14 protein-coding genes are annotated in these 15,915 nt (G+C 46.3%); 3 read left to right on the top strand and 11 right to left on the bottom strand.

What is annotated here, in order from left to right; all coding sequences use genetic code 11:
* Positions 1-27 precede the first annotated feature (27 nt).
* The gene (astB, locus tag CLC93_RS12345; protein WP_095506275.1) at positions 28-1,362 is read right to left on the bottom strand and encodes an N-succinylarginine dihydrolase; all 1,335 of its coding nucleotides are present in this window, start codon (positions 1,360-1,362) and stop codon (positions 28-30) included.
* 307 nt (positions 1,363-1,669) lie between these two features.
* Between astB and topA the strand changes: the two genes are divergently transcribed.
* Positions 1,670-4,321, top strand: a complete 2,652-nt coding sequence (gene topA / locus CLC93_RS12340) for a type I DNA topoisomerase (RefSeq protein ID WP_095506274.1) — start codon at positions 1,670-1,672, stop codon at positions 4,319-4,321.
* Between the two features lie 179 nt (positions 4,322-4,500).
* Complete coding sequence (locus tag CLC93_RS12335; RefSeq protein ID WP_095506273.1) at positions 4,501-5,898, top strand: O-antigen ligase family protein; 1,398 nt, start codon at positions 4,501-4,503, stop codon at positions 5,896-5,898.
* A 4-nt stretch (positions 5,899-5,902) separates the two neighbouring features.
* Here the strand turns inward: CLC93_RS12335 and CLC93_RS12330 are convergent, their stop codons facing one another.
* The gene (locus CLC93_RS12330; protein ID WP_141237394.1) at positions 5,903-6,604 is read right to left on the bottom strand and encodes a hypothetical protein; all 702 of its coding nucleotides are present in this window, start codon (positions 6,602-6,604) and stop codon (positions 5,903-5,905) included.
* A 233-nt stretch (positions 6,605-6,837) separates the two neighbouring features.
* Between CLC93_RS12330 and cysB the strand changes: the two genes are divergently transcribed.
* Entirely contained in the window at positions 6,838-7,812 is a 975-nt protein-coding gene (gene cysB / locus CLC93_RS12325; protein ID WP_095506271.1) for an HTH-type transcriptional regulator CysB, read from the top strand.
* On the opposite strand, the gene CLC93_RS12320 is transcribed toward cysB, so the two are convergent.
* From CLC93_RS12320 to CLC93_RS12280, 9 genes are all read right to left on the bottom strand, one after another.
* Positions 7,798-8,607 (bottom strand): tetratricopeptide repeat protein, encoded by an 810-nt coding sequence (locus tag CLC93_RS12320; protein ID WP_169903003.1) that lies wholly within the window; start codon positions 8,605-8,607, stop codon positions 7,798-7,800. The genes cysB and CLC93_RS12320 overlap by 15 nt on opposite strands.
* A gap of 186 nt (positions 8,608-8,793) precedes the next feature.
* Positions 8,794-9,765 carry a type II secretion system F family protein gene (locus tag CLC93_RS12315; RefSeq protein ID WP_095506269.1) on the bottom strand — a complete coding sequence of 324 codons (972 nt, stop codon included), beginning with the start codon at positions 9,763-9,765 and terminating at the stop codon, positions 8,794-8,796.
* A gap of 2 nt (positions 9,766-9,767) precedes the next feature.
* Entirely contained in the window at positions 9,768-10,733 is a 966-nt protein-coding gene (locus CLC93_RS12310) for a type II secretion system F family protein (RefSeq protein WP_211286866.1), read from the bottom strand.
* Between the two features lie 11 nt (positions 10,734-10,744).
* A complete protein-coding gene (locus CLC93_RS12305; protein ID WP_095506268.1) occupies positions 10,745-12,070 on the bottom strand; it encodes a TadA family conjugal transfer-associated ATPase in 1,326 nt (441 codons plus the stop codon).
* Positions 12,070-13,299 carry a CpaE/TadZ family protein gene (locus tag CLC93_RS12300; protein ID WP_095506267.1) on the bottom strand — a complete coding sequence of 410 codons (1,230 nt, stop codon included), beginning with the start codon at positions 13,297-13,299 and terminating at the stop codon, positions 12,070-12,072. Before CLC93_RS12300 ends, CLC93_RS12305 begins: the two co-directional genes overlap by 1 nt.
* A gap of 24 nt (positions 13,300-13,323) precedes the next feature.
* Entirely contained in the window at positions 13,324-13,782 is a 459-nt protein-coding gene (locus CLC93_RS12295) for a TadE/TadG family type IV pilus assembly protein (protein ID WP_095506266.1), read from the bottom strand.
* The gene (locus CLC93_RS12290) at positions 13,779-14,231 is read right to left on the bottom strand and encodes a TadE/TadG family type IV pilus assembly protein (RefSeq protein WP_095506265.1); all 453 of its coding nucleotides are present in this window, start codon (positions 14,229-14,231) and stop codon (positions 13,779-13,781) included. Before CLC93_RS12290 ends, CLC93_RS12295 begins: the two co-directional genes overlap by 4 nt.
* On the bottom strand, positions 14,228-15,613 hold the full coding sequence (locus CLC93_RS12285) for a pilus assembly protein TadG-related protein (protein WP_095506264.1): 1,386 nt from the start codon (positions 15,611-15,613) through the stop codon (positions 14,228-14,230). Before CLC93_RS12285 ends, CLC93_RS12290 begins: the two co-directional genes overlap by 4 nt.
* A 28-nt stretch (positions 15,614-15,641) precedes the next feature.
* Positions 15,642-15,908 carry a hypothetical protein gene (locus CLC93_RS12280; protein WP_095506263.1) on the bottom strand — a complete coding sequence of 89 codons (267 nt, stop codon included), beginning with the start codon at positions 15,906-15,908 and terminating at the stop codon, positions 15,642-15,644.
* Positions 15,909-15,915: the final 7 nt, after the last annotated feature.

The following is a 15,915-nucleotide window of genomic DNA, read 5'->3' as shown; positions in this document are numbered from 1 at the left end:
CCTTTTTTCATCGGCGCTTTTTGGCGGTTAGCGCTGGAACGGGTAAACGCTGCCCAAGTGCATGATTTGAGTGAGCTCATCTAAGGCAGTGCGGCTTTCAATCAATAGTTGTGGATCGGCCAGATCCGCTTCACTTAAGCGGTCGCGATAGTGTTTATCGACCCAGGCGTTAAGACGGGTAAACAGGTTGTCGTTCATTAACGTGTGCGGATTAACTGCATCGAGCTCGGCCTGGTTCATGGCGACTCGCAAACGCAAACAAGCAGGACCACCGCCGTTTTGCATGCTCTGTTTCACATCGAAGAAGTGTACCTTGTTAATCGGGGTCCCCATTTGTACCAGCTCGTTTAAGTAGCGCTCGACGGCCGGATTTTCCTGACAATCGGTTGGAGCGATGATGGCCATGCTGTCATCATCAAAGCTGACCAACTGAGTATTGAACAGGTAACTTGAAACGGCGTCTTTAATCGAAACCGCTGCAGTAGGTACTTTAATAAAGTGCAGTTCGCCATCGCCGTATTTATCGCGGATCTCGGCAAACTTTTGCTCTGTGTGTAGAAAGGCTTGCTCGTGGTAGAAAAGCACGTTGCGATTGCCGACACTGATGACGTCATTGTGGAATACACCTTGGTCGATGACATCAGGGTTTTGCTGCATGAATACTGTGTTGTCCGAGTCCAGCCCGTGCAAGCGAGCCACAGCTTGGCTGGCTTCCAAGGTCTGACGCGCAGGAAATTTTTGCGGACGCGGGCTGCCGATAAGCGAAGATTGGCCGTAGGCGAACAGCTCGACACCCGCGCTGCCGTACTGGCGGCACAGACGTGTGTGGTTGGCCGCGCCTTCATCACCTAATAAAGGATGATGAGGAAGCGCATCGTGGTGAGCAAAAAAGGCGTCATTCGCGAAGGTGGCTTTTAGAATACGGCCAGTCACTGGGGCCTCGATGGAGCGGTGCAGTTTGTCTACTAGGTTGGCCGGTGTGAAATGAATACGACCGTCGCTGGTATCCGCGCTTGGTGATACGGTAGCAGCGTTGGCGGTCCACATGCTGGATGCTGAAGCCACTGAGCGCAAAATCTGTGGTGCCTGTTTGGCCGCTTGAGATAAAACTTCGGCATCGGTGCCGCTAAAGCCTAGTTGACGCAAACAAGCCATGTCCGGGCGCTCTTGTGGTGCGAGCATGCCTTGAACGAGTCCCATGTCGGCGAGCGCTTTGGCTTTTGCCAGACCTTGTTTGGCGGCTTGTTTTGGGTTTGAAACAGCGTCGGCATTAGAAAAAGAGGCGACATTGCCAAAGGACAAACCTGCGTAGTTGTGAGTGGGGCCCACTAGGCCATCGAAGTTTGCTTCAAAGTGCTTCATTGCTTATCCAGGGAGTGTTTTCCATGCTGGCAGTATACGGGTTAACTTGCGCTTAACAAGGGCGTAAATGGTATAGCCAATTAACCAATTTTTGTTAAATTGCATAACTATCGCTTGCCACATCGGTCAAATTGCAATATTAATTCTTTTAGAAAGCAAAATTATTGAATTATTTTTTTTACGAAACTCACGTAAAGCTGGCCTAATTTGCTGCGATATGGCGCGCGTCTCTTGAAACCTGTGGCGCAAGCCTCTATATATAGTGCCACTTTTACAATGTCGTAATCTTACCGGCGAAATCGAATATATGGGTAAATCCTTAGTAATTGTGGAGTCACCAGCCAAGGCAAAAACGATCAACAAGTACCTTGGCAAGGAATTCGTGGTCAAATCTAGCGTAGGCCACATCCGCGACCTCCCAACATCTTCAACGGCCAAGCCAGCCGCGAAATCTAGCGTCAATACGCGCACTATGACGCCAGAAGAAAAGGCAAAATATAAGGCGGAAAAAGACCGCAAGGCCTTAGTTGCGCGTATGGGAATCGACCCCGACAACGACTGGGCAGCTAACTACCAAGTGCTGCCGGGCAAAGAAAAAGTCGTAAAAGAACTACAGACGCTGGCCGAAAAAGCTGACCACATCTATCTCGCAACCGATTTGGATAGAGAAGGGGAAGCCATTGCCTGGCACTTGCAACAGGTCATTGGTGGCGATGAATCTCGCTATCAGCGCGTGGTGTTTAATGAGATCACTAAATCGGCGATTCAAGACGCCTTTTCTGAGCCGGCAACTCTAGATACCAATAAAGTAGACGCGCAACAGGCGCGTCGTTTCTTAGACCGTGTGGTTGGCTTTATGGTGTCGCCACTGCTGTGGAAGAAAGTCGCTCGCGGCTTATCTGCAGGTCGAGTTCAATCCGTTGCTGTGCGTTTGGTCGTAGAGCGCGAACGCGAGATCAAAGCCTTTAACCCAGAAGAGTACTGGGACATTCACGCCGACACCCACAGTTTAGGCGGTGACGCGATTCGTCTGATGGTGGCCAAGCAAAACGGCAAAGCCTTCCGTCCTGGCTCTAAAGCTGAGACCGACGAGGCCCTGGCAGCGCTGCGAAACGCCGATTATCGCATTGCCAAGCGCGAAGACCGTCCAACTCAATCTAAGCCTCAAGCCCCATTTATTACCTCGACCCTGCAGCAAGCGGCGTCGACCCGCTTGGGCTTTGGTGTGAAAAAGACCATGATGCTGGCACAGCGCTTGTACGAAGCGGGCCACATCACCTATATGCGTACCGACTCGACTAACCTGTCGAAAGAAGCGGTAGAAACGGTTCGCGGACTGATTTCAGACAGCTATGGTCCTGAGTATTTGCCGGAGAAGGCAAATCTATACGGCAGCAAGCAAGGCGCACAAGAGGCTCACGAAGCGATTCGTCCTTCTGACGTCACTACCAAGGCGACAGACCTGTCGTCCATGGAGCGTGACGCTCAGCGCTTATATGAGCTGATTTGGCGCCAGTTTGTGGCGTGTCAGATGGTGCCTGCGCGTTTTGATGCGACTCAGATTAGCGTCGCCGCTGGTGAATTTGAATTGCGTGCCAAAGGTCGATTATTGCGTTTTGACGGTTGGACTCGCGTTCAGCCGGCAGCCAAGAAGAAATCTGAAGAAGATACCCAGCTGCCTGATGTGAAGCAGGGCGAGACGCTTGACCTGAAAGCCTTGGAGCCCAAGCAGCACTTCACGAAACCAACTCCGCGTTTCAGTGAAGCGTCATTGGTGAAAGAACTGGAGAAACGCGGTATTGGCCGTCCGTCTACCTACGCTTCTATTATTTCGACCATTCAAGATCGCGGCTATGTGCGTGTTGAAAACCGCCGTTTCTACGCGGAAAAGATGGGCGAAATTGTCAACGACCGTTTGGTGGAAAACTTCCAAGAGCTATTGAGCTATGAGTTTACTTCTGACATGGAAGGCACTCTCGATGAAATTGGCGACGGTAAACTCAAGTGGAAAGACGTTCTTAACGACTTCTTTAGCGACTTTAGCGACCAACTAGGCCAAGCGGATAAAGACCCTGAAGAGGGCGGTATGCGCCCGAATTCCATGGTGATGACCGACATCGACTGTCCGACTTGCTCGCGTAAGATGGGTATTCGTACCGCCACCACCGGCGTATTCTTGGGCTGTAGTGGCTATGCCTTACCGCCAAAAGAACGCTGTAAGACCACCATTAACCTGACCTCAGGTGATGAAGCGGTTGCCGATACCTCAGAAGACGCTGAGAACGACGCTCTGCGCGCCAAATGGCGTTGTAAAGTGTGTGACACCGCGATGGACAGCTATCTCATCGATGAGACCCGTAAGCTGCACGTGTGTGGTAACAACCCGCAGTGTGACGGTTACGCGATTGAGAAGGGCAGCTTTAAGATTAAGGGCTACGACGGTCCTATCATCGAATGTGACAAGTGCGGCAGCGACATGGAGCTTAAGAACGGTCGCTTCGGTAAGTATTTCGGCTGTACCTCAGAGACTTGTAAGAATACTCGCAAGCTGCTGAAAAACGGCGAGCCTGCGCCACCGAAGGAAGATCCAATCCAGTTGCCAGAACTGCCTTGTGCTAAGTCGGATGCGCACTTTGTTCTTCGCGACGGAGCGGCCGGTATCTTTTTGGCGGCAAGTACCTTCCCTAAATCTCGTGAAACTCGCGCGCCGCTGGTGGAAGAGCTGGTTCGCTTTAAAGACCGAGTCTGGCCTAAGTATCAATTCTTGACCGAGGCACCGGTGAAAGATGACGAAGGTAACAAGACGCTGGTGAAATTTAGCCGCAAGACCAAGAGCCAGTACGTGGCCTCTGAGGTTGATGGCAAGGCGACCGGTTGGACGGCCCATTACATCGATGGACGTTGGGTGGCTGAGAGTAAGAAATCTAAGGCGAAGGCCAAAGCTAAGGCTAAGAAGTAGCTTGAGCTGATAGGTTGTTGGGAAAGGCGCTACTGGAGTAGCGCCTTTTTTATTGGGCGTTTTTTGAGGATTGGACTAGGGTTAGCTTTATATATCAATAAGCTACACTGAAATGTAAATAGACGAGACTCTCTTGTACCGTCTTTTACCTTCCCAAGGTTAGAGGGTAATAACTGAGCATGAATGGAATCGCAGCAGTGAATGACATCATAAGAAGTCGAATGGTTTTAGGGCTCATTCTTCTGCTTGTTGTCGTTTCGACACACTTGTGGCACTGGTTTTATTTGGATCCCTACGATCTCAAAAGATGGTTGATGTTACTAACCGTATTCCCTGTTTTTGTTCTATCTCCATGGGTTGGTTCTCCCTCCAAGACAACAATTAATCTAGCAGTTCTAGGTATAGCGCTGTTCTTTTTTAGTTCGATTTTCACTTTGCTGCTCCATGAAAGGTGGCAAGATTACAACGTTTATGTGGTGAACCACCTAATTTTAGCTTTATATGTTTGGAGCTTTTCTAGAGTTGGGCTAGTGCTCTCAAAAAGAGAGTTGCAATCATGGTTGTTTGCTATTGCAGCTGTTTTTATCGTTTTAGCTTCACTGCGAGCAGGCATAAGACTGACTTATTTAGATGAAAACTGGTCAAATTTCTATTCATTGAGGGTCGGTTTCAATAATCCGAGGTTCCTTAATCAAGTCCAAGTCTGGCTCACTCCTTTTCTTTGTTTTTGGTTGCTCGATAGCGCGAGAAATATGGCCGACAAGTTTGTTTCCATACTGATATTGTCCCTGAGCTTTTCTTTGTTGCTATTAACTGAAGCGAGAGGGGCTATCGTTGCTTCTGTCTGCTCCTTTTTAACGCTAATGTTTTTCTTGAGGGGAAACAATCGTCGAGTGCTGGCGTTAGGATTGATAGCAAGTGTGCTGTGTGCGTTACTCATATTTTGGTTGGTAACCATGTTTTCAGGCATCCTAGAGGCGGACGAATTAGTAGTCGGAAGTATAGAAAGAGCTTCCAATGGAAGGTTACTAATGTGGTCGGAAACTTGGCCTAGAGTCTTTGACAACCCCCTATTTGGTCACGGTTTTGGTTATTGGTCGACCTATCCATTTATTACTCACACTAACGCTCACGTGCACAATTTCCCATTAGAATTGCTTTATGGTGTGGGCTTTGTCGGTACCCTGGGGCTAGCGATTGCTCTAGGTTGCGTAGCTCTTAGCTCAATCAAGCGGGCGCACCATGCTCAGAATATAGAAAATGTATTGAACCTAGCTCTTTTATCCAGTTTGGTTGGCGGATTGGTTTTATCGCTAGTCAGCGGTGTTTATATGACTCCGCTTAGTCAACTGTTTGGAACATTAACTGTCGGATTGCTCGTTTCTGAAACAGCGAAAAGCAAAAGAAATGTACCGATCGCAATACCTATTCCGTTCAAAGTAGTAATGTTCGCAGTGATAATACTACTTTCAAATCATATGAGTGGAAATCGAGTGAACCCAAATACTGGTAAGCAGTATATAGGACTGTGGGTAGGAACCGAGCCGAAGGAATATTGGCCCGGTAGATTGTTTTAAATGCTTACCATTTACGCTTGTTGAATAGTTGCTCGAGCTCTCCATCTCTTTCGTCAATCTCTATCTCAATGTCAGGCATGCTTTGTTCGAGTTGGGCTCTAAGTTGGTTATAGCGTTGGTCAATGTGTGCCGCGTATTCTTTGTCTTCGCCTGAATAGAGCACCGGTATTTGTACGCTAACGTTGTTTAACAAGTGACGTGCACTGCCCCATTGCTGGATTACCATAGAGCTAGCTGCACGAGTCAAACTAGACTCAATGTTAATTCTGCGTTGCTTCTGGTCAATGCTTTGAGCAATTAACCCGAAGACTTCCTGGCTCAAGTTGCTTTTATTGTGCTCAAAATTAACAACGGCTTTCAGTCGCTTAAGCGCTTGTACCATTTTCACAATCTGTTTGTCGTCATCAGACAAGCGCATTTGAGTTGGAAGGGTGACTTTGCGTTGCTCCAACTGAATCAAAGTCTCTTTGGCCTGAGCGAATTTGTTCGCTACGGATTTTTCGTCCTGATGTTTCTGAAGCAGTGATAGTGCATCGACGTATCGTTTGTTAAGAAGCACCATAGTGGGAAAGTCCAAAGCTAGTTCTGCTGCGCATTCTAAAATCCGCTCGCTCTCATCAACTATCGCTTTGGATTTCGCAATTGCTTGGCGTTTTTCTGCCAGCGCTTGTTTTTTCTTTTGCTGAACGACACTTAAGACTGCCAAAACGGCAACTAAGGCTACAACCAGCAACACGGCCCAACTCAAAAACATAGAAGTATAAATCGATATTATAGTTTTGTTTAATCCTACCCTAACTGAGCATCCCTCACTAGCGCTTACGCGGTCTTTTTGAGGCTTCAAGCACATGTGAAGAGCATTTGTTATATACAAGTTTATTTATATAACTAATTTGAATATGATGGGTTCTGTAATCTTCCTGTCGAATGTAGGGCATCATGAAGCTACAGCAGCTCAAATACATAGTCGAAGTACTAAATAACAATCTAAATGTTTCAGCCACAGCTGAGAGCCTATATACCTCTCAACCAGGCATTAGCAAACAGGTTCGAATGCTAGAAGATGAGCTTGGCATTCAAATTTTTGGCCGGTCGGGTAAACATCTTACTCATGTGACTCCAGCTGGACAGCAGGTTATAGATATTGCTGAGGATATCCTAGGAAAGGTCGAAAGCATTAAGCGCGTTGCAGAAGAATATACCAAACCTGATCAGGGGGTGCTTAACATTGCGACGACTCATACTCAGGCGAGGTATGCTCTGCCGACGGTCATCAAAGGGTTTATGGAGCGTTACCCAAATGTCAGCTTACATATGCACCAAGGGACACCCGCCCAAATTTGTGAAGCGGCTGTGCGTGGAGATGCTGACTTTGCGATTTCGACCGAGGGTATGCACTTGTATAGCGACCTGATCATGCTGCCTTGTTATCATTGGAATCGCTCAATTGTGGTTCGTAGAGACCATCCATTGGCCCAGCAAAGGCAAATCACACTCGAAGAGCTGGCATCGCATCCATTGATAACCTACGTCTTCGGATTTAATCGCTCGTCACAACTTGATAAAGCGTTTGGCAAAGCGGGTCTTGAGCCAAAAGTTGTTTTTAGCGCTACTAGTGCTGATGTCTTAAAAACTTACGTTCGATTAGGTCTTGGAGTTGGCGTGATTGCGACTATGGCAATATCCGAAGATACCGACTCTGATTTGGTTGCAATCGATGCGAGCCACATTATTGGTCACTCCACCACTAAAATTGGATTTAGAAAAGGTAGTTTCTTACGTACGTTCATGTACGATTTTATGGAAGGTTTCGCACCTCACTTGACTAGAAACCTAGTCGAACAGGCGGTAGCAATGCGTGAGCAAAGCCAAATAGACGAGATGTTCGAGAGTATTGCGCTACCGGTTCGCTAGATCTGCTTGCTCTAACTTTAGTTTTTCTAAGTTAGCGTGAGCTTTTGCAAAGTATTTTGGAGAAAGCTTTATCGCCATATTCAGCATTTCTTCGGCTTCTTCGAATTTTCCATCTAGCATAAGTATATATCCGAGGTCATTGTAAGCATCTGCTTCAGAGACAACTTGCTTAAGCGCTTGTATTGCCCTTGGATACTGACCTTTGCGAGCATAAATTAAGCCTAAGTTTGTCCAGGCTCTAGCGAAGTGATTGTCATACCTCAACGCTTGTCTAAAGTAACGCTCAGCGGGACCAAGCTTACCACTTAGATAAAACGAGTATCCCAGATTGGTAAGAAGGAGAGGATCATCTGGCTGCTGTTGCAAGCTGGCAAAAAAATACTCTCTAGCTACTAGGTGTTCACCTTTTGAGTCTTTCAAAATAGCGTATGCATTGTATGCCGCCACTGGTGACTCGGCGTCCAAAGGTTGGAGCATATTAGAGCGTGACTGAGCGTAACCCTTGATTCTAGCTTGGTCTAGGGCAATCGCTTTGTTCAAATGCTCTTTGGCTAAATTGATGTTTGGTTTTTGAGCATACAGCACTCCCAGCGCCGCGGTTATTTCAATGGAATCTGGTTTGAGTAAGAGGGCATCTTGATAAGCTTTGGTAGCAATGTCGAGATTGCCGAGTTCTCTGTGGATTTCGGCAATTCGGGTGAGAATAGCTGGGTTTTCTGGATCCAACTCTAAGGCTTTTACGTAAAAGTAAATCGCTTTATTGGCATCTCCTGCATGCCAACGGGTTTCCGCCATGCCAATAGCCTCTTCCACGCTACCCACTAGCTTTATTTGAGCAGGGGGAGTAATTGATGCTTCGTCGACGGGCTCTGAAGGCGAGCTCGTACATCCAAACATTGACGCACTCACAAAAGTCAGAAGTAAATACCGGATGTTAGTTGAACGCAAATTCCTCTCCTTTGAAAAAGTAGTCGTAAATCTTCAACCGAAGGCTAAACCCCATACCTTAAGTATTTTCAAAACCGCCGGGCCTACAGCCACGATGAAAAATGAAGGCCAAATAAACAACAGCATGGGAAATAGTAGCTTCACCCCAATTTTGGCTGCTTTCTCTTCTGCTTCCTGCAAGCGTTTGTCTTTATACTCCTCGCTGTAGACCCGAATCGTGTTAGCCACACCGGTACCTAGTTTGAGGCTTTGAACAATAACTGCGTTGAGCCCTTTGATATCTTCTAATCCGGTTCTCTCTCCGAACTCATTGAGTGCTTCTTGCATCGAAAAGCCAACTTTCACCTTCTGACACACAAGTTTTAGCTCGTGAGATAGCTCAGGGTGTGCGATTTCCAGCTCTTGGCTAACTCTTTGAAAAGCTTCTAGTAAGCCTAGACCAGATTCTGTACAAACGACGAGCAAGTCCAATGCATCTGGAAAAAACTTTCTCATCTCTCGCATTCGTTGCTTCGCGAAATGCTCCAGCACTAAGCTTGGAATGAGGTATCCAACACCCAATATCAGAGCGACGAAGTAAAAAGTCGCCAACTGACTCATATTAGGAAAGTATTTTATCAATAGTAGAGTTAACGATGCGGCAATCAGCAAACTCAGCAGTTTTAAGGATTTGAATACCAGAAGAGCGTTTTCATTATGAAATCCAGCATGTATTAGCAGTTTTTTTGTCTCTGAATCGCCGTCGCTCCCCCCTTTGAAAACAGATATTTTCTCGAGTTTTTCAAGTCGCTTATCAAAAGCTGAGCGGCCCTGCATCGAAGAAGGCGTGTCGACGTGTGCAAGTTCTTGAACTTTAACTTTCATGGGTGAATATATACCCGCAATCAGCGTTGCGGTGGCAAATGCGAGTAAGACTGCACCCGCGACCGCCACCAAGTAGACCAAGATGGTGACTTGTTGGGGATCTGAAATAAAGCTAGCGATAAGAGAGCGTAAATAGTCCATAGTTAGACGTCCAATCTTATGAGTTTGGCTATCCAAATGATTCCAAGTAGCATGCCGACGAGCCCGATTTGTACGAGCTGTATTCCTTCAGGTTTTACTAACTCCGAAATGTATGTCGGCGCCACAATATACAGAAGAGCGAATAATGCGAATGGCATCAATACCAATATCCAGCCTGACAACCGTCCTTCAGCCGACAAGGTACGGACTCGGCGTTTAAACTTAAATCGCTGCCTAATTACCCGACTTAGATTCTCTATATTCTCGGCAAGGTTGCCACCAGTTTCCTTTTGGATAGTTACTGCACTGGCGAAAGCCATGGCAGAAGTAGATGGCACACGTTTCACAAATCCGAGAAGAGCTGTTCTTAAATCACTGCCGTAGTTGATTCGTGCGAAAACTAATTGAAACTCGTCAGCTAAATGCCCCTCCATTTCCTGGTAGACGAGGCGTAGCGCATCTGAAAACGCGTATCCAGCTTGTAAACCGCGTTTTAATACATCAAGAGCTTCGGGGAATTGCTCCTCAATTTGTTCCATGCGCTTGTTGATATCCCTACTAATTTTTATGTGGCAGAGAAGCAAAGTGACTACGCAACCTAGGCCGACAAAGACTGCACTCTTTGTCCAAAACCACATTAGTAATCCCGCCAACATACTCAGTGCTGCTGCAATCAACACGTATTGATGCCCTAGTAGTTTAGAGCCGGCTAGTTCAAGTCGATAAGTAAGATTTTCGACAAATGGAAAACTCTCTATCCATCGCCCAAAAACTGACAGTTTCTCTACGCGCTTATTTACCAGCAGACTAGCTTCAATATCTGGGTTATCTCTCGCTAAGTTACGAAGATGTCGTTTTAGCGCTTTAGTATTGGCATTCTGAGGATTGAATACTGAGACAAAAAAGGCTTGGGACATCAAAACTACGGCCAAGAAAACCAAAATGAAAAACACGAATTTAGTGCCCATAATCATCGCTCCTAAAAAGCCGCCAGATTGTCATCTAGTCCGAATATAGTATGTGGAAGAGATATACCTTTGGCTTTTAAGTCGTTATTGAAGTTTGGCACTACACCCGTGGCTTTAAATTCGCCTACAATCTCACCGTCACTGTCTTTTCCGCGTCTTTGAAACTTAAAAATTTCAGACATAGTAATAACATCGCCTTCCATTCCGTTGATTTCTTGAATGCTCGTTATCCTTCTGCGGCCATCTTCTTGACGTTCGAGTTGTACAACTAAATCAATGGCTGAGGAAATTTGCTCTCTAATGTTTTTCACAGGCATATCGAAGCCGCCCATGCAAACCATATTTTCTAAACGAGCTAGTGCATCTCGTGGACTGTTAGCATGTAAAGTTGTCAGAGATCCTTCATGACCCGTATTCATTGCTGACAACATATCAATGGCTTCGGCACCACGGCATTCGCCAATGACGATTCGATCGGGGCGCATGCGCAAGCAGTTCTTAACGAGATCTCGTTGGCTTACTTCTCCAGTTCCCTCGATATTGGCCGGTCTAGTCTCTAGTCTGACGGTATGGGGCTGTTGCAGTTGTAGCTCAGCCGAGTCTTCGATAGTAATAATCCGCTCGTTGCTGGGAATGTATCCGCTGAGGATATTCAATAAGGTGGTTTTTCCGCTACCTGTACCTCCGGAAATTAACACATTGAGTTTTCCCTGTACTGACGCTTGAATGAGCTTGCCCATGTCGTCAGTCATGCTCTTGAACTCTACCAACTGATCAGCTGTTAGCTTATCCACATTAAATCGTCGAATTGATAGTGATGGGCCGTCCAGAGCCAAAGGGGGAATTATCGCATTGATACGAGATCCATCTTTGAGTCTGGCATCAACCATCGGAGAGGATTCGTCAATACGTCTAGAAACTCCAGATACTATTCGATCGATAATATTCATCAAATGTTGGTCATCAAAAAATTGAATTCCAACCTTTTCTAACTTGCCATGACGTTCGACATAAATGCTATCGTGTCGATTGACCAGTATGTCGGATATGCTCGGGTCATCGAGTAATATCTCAAGTGGTCCCAAACCGAGAACTTCATCGATAATCAATTTTATTATTAACTGGCGCGTGGCTAAGTTAATTGGCCGAGGAACAGCGTCCAACAGTTGGTCGCAAATTTCACTAATCTGGTGTTCTGCGACACGGCGTTCGAGCGTTTCCAATATCGATAGGTCGAGCATATTCAGGAGGTTTGAAAATACCTGCTGTTTGATTGCAATATCCTGGGGAGTAAGTTGCTCGAACGTGTGAATTGTGTATTTGTTCCTTGCTTCCATCAGGATCTCCTAAACAGCTTGGACAGTAGGCCGCTATGCTCTTGTTTTTTCAGTTCTAAGGGGAGAGATTGCTCTAGGTACCGATACAAATCGCTCTCTAGCAATTGGCTGCCGGAACCTTCGTTTAAAGGTTTTCCTAAGTCGGTACTTGAGGAGGCAAGCTGATAGTCGTTTTGAACTTTGAAGACTCCTCCTACTCCAGTACTTTCGCCAATTTCGCGCAAGGAAATATTGTTAACCTTATCGGAATAGCGGTTGACTATAATGTGAAGCTGTTCTTTAGGAATGCCGTAATTTTGTTCCAGCTGATTTATTAGCGCGCGAGTTTCTTTCAAGCTGACTATGTTTTGCTGACAGACCAAGCTCAATTGACTGCAATGCTGAAGCAGGCCTCCAACGTGTCCCTCCAGCCCTCTCGAAATATCGAGCATTACTAGGTCGAAGTGCAGTCGAAATTGAGTAGTAAGAGCCTGGAGGCTTTGAGCGCTATGAGTGTGTAACAACTCGTCCAAGCTGTAGGGCTTAGAAGCGAGAAGGTGAACGCCAAGTTTCTTGTACGTGATTGCTCCGATAGCGGTTTTGTCCAGAGCTGCTAGGTTGCTCAAAGCATCCGTAATGTAAAACTCGGGTGTTACATCCAAAAGATCCGACTGGGTTCCAAAATGCAGATCTAAATCGATTACTGCTACTCTAGCATCACTATGGGCCGCGGCTACTTGAGACAAAGTGCTGCAAAGAAAACTGGCGCCAGAACCTCCTTTTCCATTTACTATTCCGACCAATGGCGCCAGCGGGGTTGTGTTTGCAAGAGTTTCAGATAGTTTTAGAAGGCTTGGATACAACTCGTCTTCTAAGTTATCCACGCTTAATATGTCGTGAAGGTTTAACGTCATAGCTTCACGAATCAAACTCTGAGGGATATCTTTGCCAATGAGTAGTAGAGGCGACTCATTTCCTATTAGTTTGGCTAACGCTTTTTGAGCCTCCAGTAAGTCGCTATGTACTTCGATCACAGATACGGTATTGGGCGTTTGCTGAGAATCTTTTGCAGGCAGCAGGGTCATATTTCCGAAAGTAGCGCATGATTTTTCGAATAGAGCATGTGTGGAGCCTGATAAGTTGAGGCATCGCGCTTGAATTGGAAAAGCGAGATACTTCATAGGCCTTGAAGTTCCAGAGCTACTTTGATTTGGAACGACTTGCAGTGTTTGGTTAGAAGTTTGAGTCATTTCTACTTTTCCTTTGAGATTGGCTCAAGTGCAAGTGGTAAATGTAAATCGAGTGACGCCAAGGCTTTCTCTAGGCAAAGTAGTCGATAGGTTGTTGGAATTTATGCTAAAGCTAAGGCCCGGAATCAAAAACTGATGGGTGTAGTTGATTATTTCAGCCCGAACCAACCGAATTTGCTCGAAAGAAGTCGCGGGGGCACCCGTCAAAGTGAGATAGCTAATTTGCAAATTGGCATCTGAAAAGTTGGGAAGTAATCCAGCACTACTGAGCGAGGCGCTCGACACCATGCCGGTGAGTGGCTGTACATTAGCCTGATCAATGTGACAGACACTAGCTAACCTTGCGCCTCGACGAGAGATTTCTGTCAGTAAATTCCAAGTGTACAAAGCTCTGGCTATTTCGATACATGCAAATAGTATTAAAAAAAATACTGAGCCAACGATAGCGAACTCGACGGCATACAACCCCGATTGATGCTTCATCGTGCCCTCATGGTATAAGAGACTCTAAGAGGAAAACCAAGCCCTGAGTCTGAGCTAACTCCAAGTGCTACAACAGTACTCGCAAATAGAGGTCGCCAAGGATAGCTAATGGAAACTGTGACCAGCTGACCGCTAACGCTGTAATTAATAGTAGAGTTATCCAGATTGGGAAGAATTAGATCGTCGATGGAAGTATCGCCGTAGCGCAGCAGATTATTGCCTTCTATTTGCGTGTCACTATTCAAAGTCACTACGCTTCCTTGAGAGCCCAGTTTAGCTAAGCTACTAACGTGTCTGGCAGTATTGCGTACTGCTTTGTTCAAAGCGTTGTATTGATACAAGAGCCTGCCGAACTCGGCTACCACAAATATGATTAGCAGCAGAAATGGCAATATGATCGTCACCTCTATCGCAGCTAGACCTGTTTGTTTTTGTCGTGTTTTCATCATGAGTCTCCCGAGCCGGGAACGTGATACAGAACAATTCGATACGGTCCGTTACGGTCTTCCGCATCTCCCGAGGCTACGCCCTCGGCCGAGCAGTTCTCTACAAACTCTCCAACGATGAAACTGTTTTTTCCGCCCTTATCAATGCTTTGGGTCAGGAAAAAACAACCAACGCCTAAATAGGGTACGTCGTTCTGACCATTCAGCCTGTCAGTGCAATCTCCAACCACCACTTGCAGTATTCTTCGTTGACTGGAACCGTTGACTGGATCCAATGAACCCGAGAAGTTGGTTGGGCAAGCGTCAGGAACACTTTCATCATCGTCAGCCAACGCTCCGTAGTACGAGAGGTAATCTGAATGTCTGTAAGCCAGATCTATTGCTCCGTTATCAATCAAATCTCCTTTATTATCTAGCGCTATCGGAGTAGTGGACTCACAGGTGTTGTAGTCTGCAGGAAAATCTTCTTGGTTATCTTTCAGATTGCCTTCCCATTGACCCATTCTGGTGTTTAAACCCTGAAACGATGGCCCAACTGTATTACCAGGCTCTGTTGGAACGGTATCGCCATCAACACCGGAGGTGAGACAAATTTGTCCATCTTCGAATGGCTGACCTGCAAGCGTATCTCGTATATCGTCAGCACCTTTATTGTCTCCAAGCCGTATCAGCTGAAAGTTCCCGGGGCCTATTTCAGGCTCTGTATTTGAGGGGATTTTTAGTACTTGTAACGTGTTGGTATGAATACCATAGAAAATGGATTGATCGAATACCTCTTCGCCATCCACGGTGGAGGAAGGGTGCTCAGTAGTTGGGTCGTTTGCGCAAACCATAAGTGGTACTAGATTACTGTAGCAATCGACTAAGGCTGTAGAGGGCCCTGCCATTGCCGTTGCAGACACTTGTTTATTGAAATCGAATACACCGGCTAGAAAGTTATTCAGCGGTACATCTTCGATATAAACTAAAACGTACCTTGCTTCCGCTACATTCGTAGCTTCAAAAGGATCAGGTCTTAGTGAGAACTGTACTCTTAAGCTCGTAGTGACTTGTTCTATGGCACTGTTGAGGTTGGACATATCTACATTTGCATCTAGTTCAAAATTGTCTTGATGATCCAAATTCGCATTAATAATCGCCGCCGCGGCGGCTCTCGCTTGTTGATGAGTTCCGCCTTCGTCCAGTGTAATGGCCGCATTTAATGCAGCCGCATCAGCAATGTTTTGTAAACGACTTTTGTTTAATAGCAGGTGGCCGCCATCGAGGGCTAGCGCGGCCATTATCAATATGGCAGCTAAGCCTATGACGAACATGACTAAAACGTTGCCCTGCTGTCTTGGCTTCAGTACGTACTTACTTTGCGTAAAGTGTTTCAAGGTAAACATACTCTGTTACCCCCATACTCAGATAATCCTAGTTTGACCCGCTTCCAGATGAGCTTGAACTGGAAATGCTCCGCCCAGATTCTGGTGGCATGGAACTAGCTTGGTAATTGGTCATTACTTGCTTGCCATAATTCCCTTCAATCTCTCGAGTAATTCCGTCGTTGACTTCTGGGGCTTGTGGATCAAGGGTTTGAAGCGCTCTAACCGTGACTACAGAGTCTGTGAATTCATAGTCAGGAATCGAAGAGCAGCCCGACAAAATTGCAATAGATACCAAGATGAAACTAGATTTCATTTTCTGC

Origin of the sequence: Paraferrimonas sedimenticola (genome assembly GCF_002282855.1) — a bacterium.
GTDB lineage: Bacteria > Pseudomonadota > Gammaproteobacteria > Enterobacterales > Shewanellaceae > Paraferrimonas > Paraferrimonas sedimenticola.
Note: the sequence above shows the minus strand (reverse complement) of the source record. Positions and strands in the feature narration are given on the sequence as shown.

Bases quoted from the DNA above. Each gene is read 5' to 3' on its own strand.
- cysB (WP_095506271.1), top strand. From the start codon at position 6,838: ATGAAGCTACAGCAGCTCAAATACATAGTCGAAGTACTAAATAACAAT.
- CLC93_RS12335 (WP_095506273.1), top strand. From the start codon at position 4,501: ATGAATGGAATCGCAGCAGTGAATGACATCATAAGAAGTCGAATGGTT.
- astB (WP_095506275.1), bottom strand. From the start codon at position 1,362: ATGAAGCACTTTGAAGCAAACTTCGATGGCCTAGTGGGCCCCACTCAC.
- CLC93_RS12320 (WP_169903003.1), bottom strand. From the start codon at position 8,607: ATGGCGGAAACCCGTTGGCATGCAGGAGATGCCAATAAAGCGATTTAC.
- CLC93_RS12290 (WP_095506265.1), bottom strand. From the start codon at position 14,231: ATGATGAAAACACGACAAAAACAAACAGGTCTAGCTGCGATAGAGGTG.
- CLC93_RS12285 (WP_095506264.1), bottom strand. From the start codon at position 15,613: ATGTTTACCTTGAAACACTTTACGCAAAGTAAGTACGTACTGAAGCCA.
- CLC93_RS12315 (WP_095506269.1), bottom strand. From the start codon at position 9,765: ATGGACTATTTACGCTCTCTTATCGCTAGCTTTATTTCAGATCCCCAA.
- CLC93_RS12305 (WP_095506268.1), bottom strand. From the start codon at position 12,070: ATGGAAGCAAGGAACAAATACACAATTCACACGTTCGAGCAACTTACT.
- CLC93_RS12295 (WP_095506266.1), bottom strand. From the start codon at position 13,782: ATGAAGCATCAATCGGGGTTGTATGCCGTCGAGTTCGCTATCGTTGGC.
- CLC93_RS12280 (WP_095506263.1), bottom strand. From the start codon at position 15,908: ATGAAATCTAGTTTCATCTTGGTATCTATTGCAATTTTGTCGGGCTGC.
- topA (WP_095506274.1), top strand. From the start codon at position 1,670: ATGGGTAAATCCTTAGTAATTGTGGAGTCACCAGCCAAGGCAAAAACG.
- CLC93_RS12300 (WP_095506267.1), bottom strand. From the start codon at position 13,299: ATGACTCAAACTTCTAACCAAACACTGCAAGTCGTTCCAAATCAAAGT.
- CLC93_RS12310 (WP_211286866.1), bottom strand. From the start codon at position 10,733: ATGGGCACTAAATTCGTGTTTTTCATTTTGGTTTTCTTGGCCGTAGTT.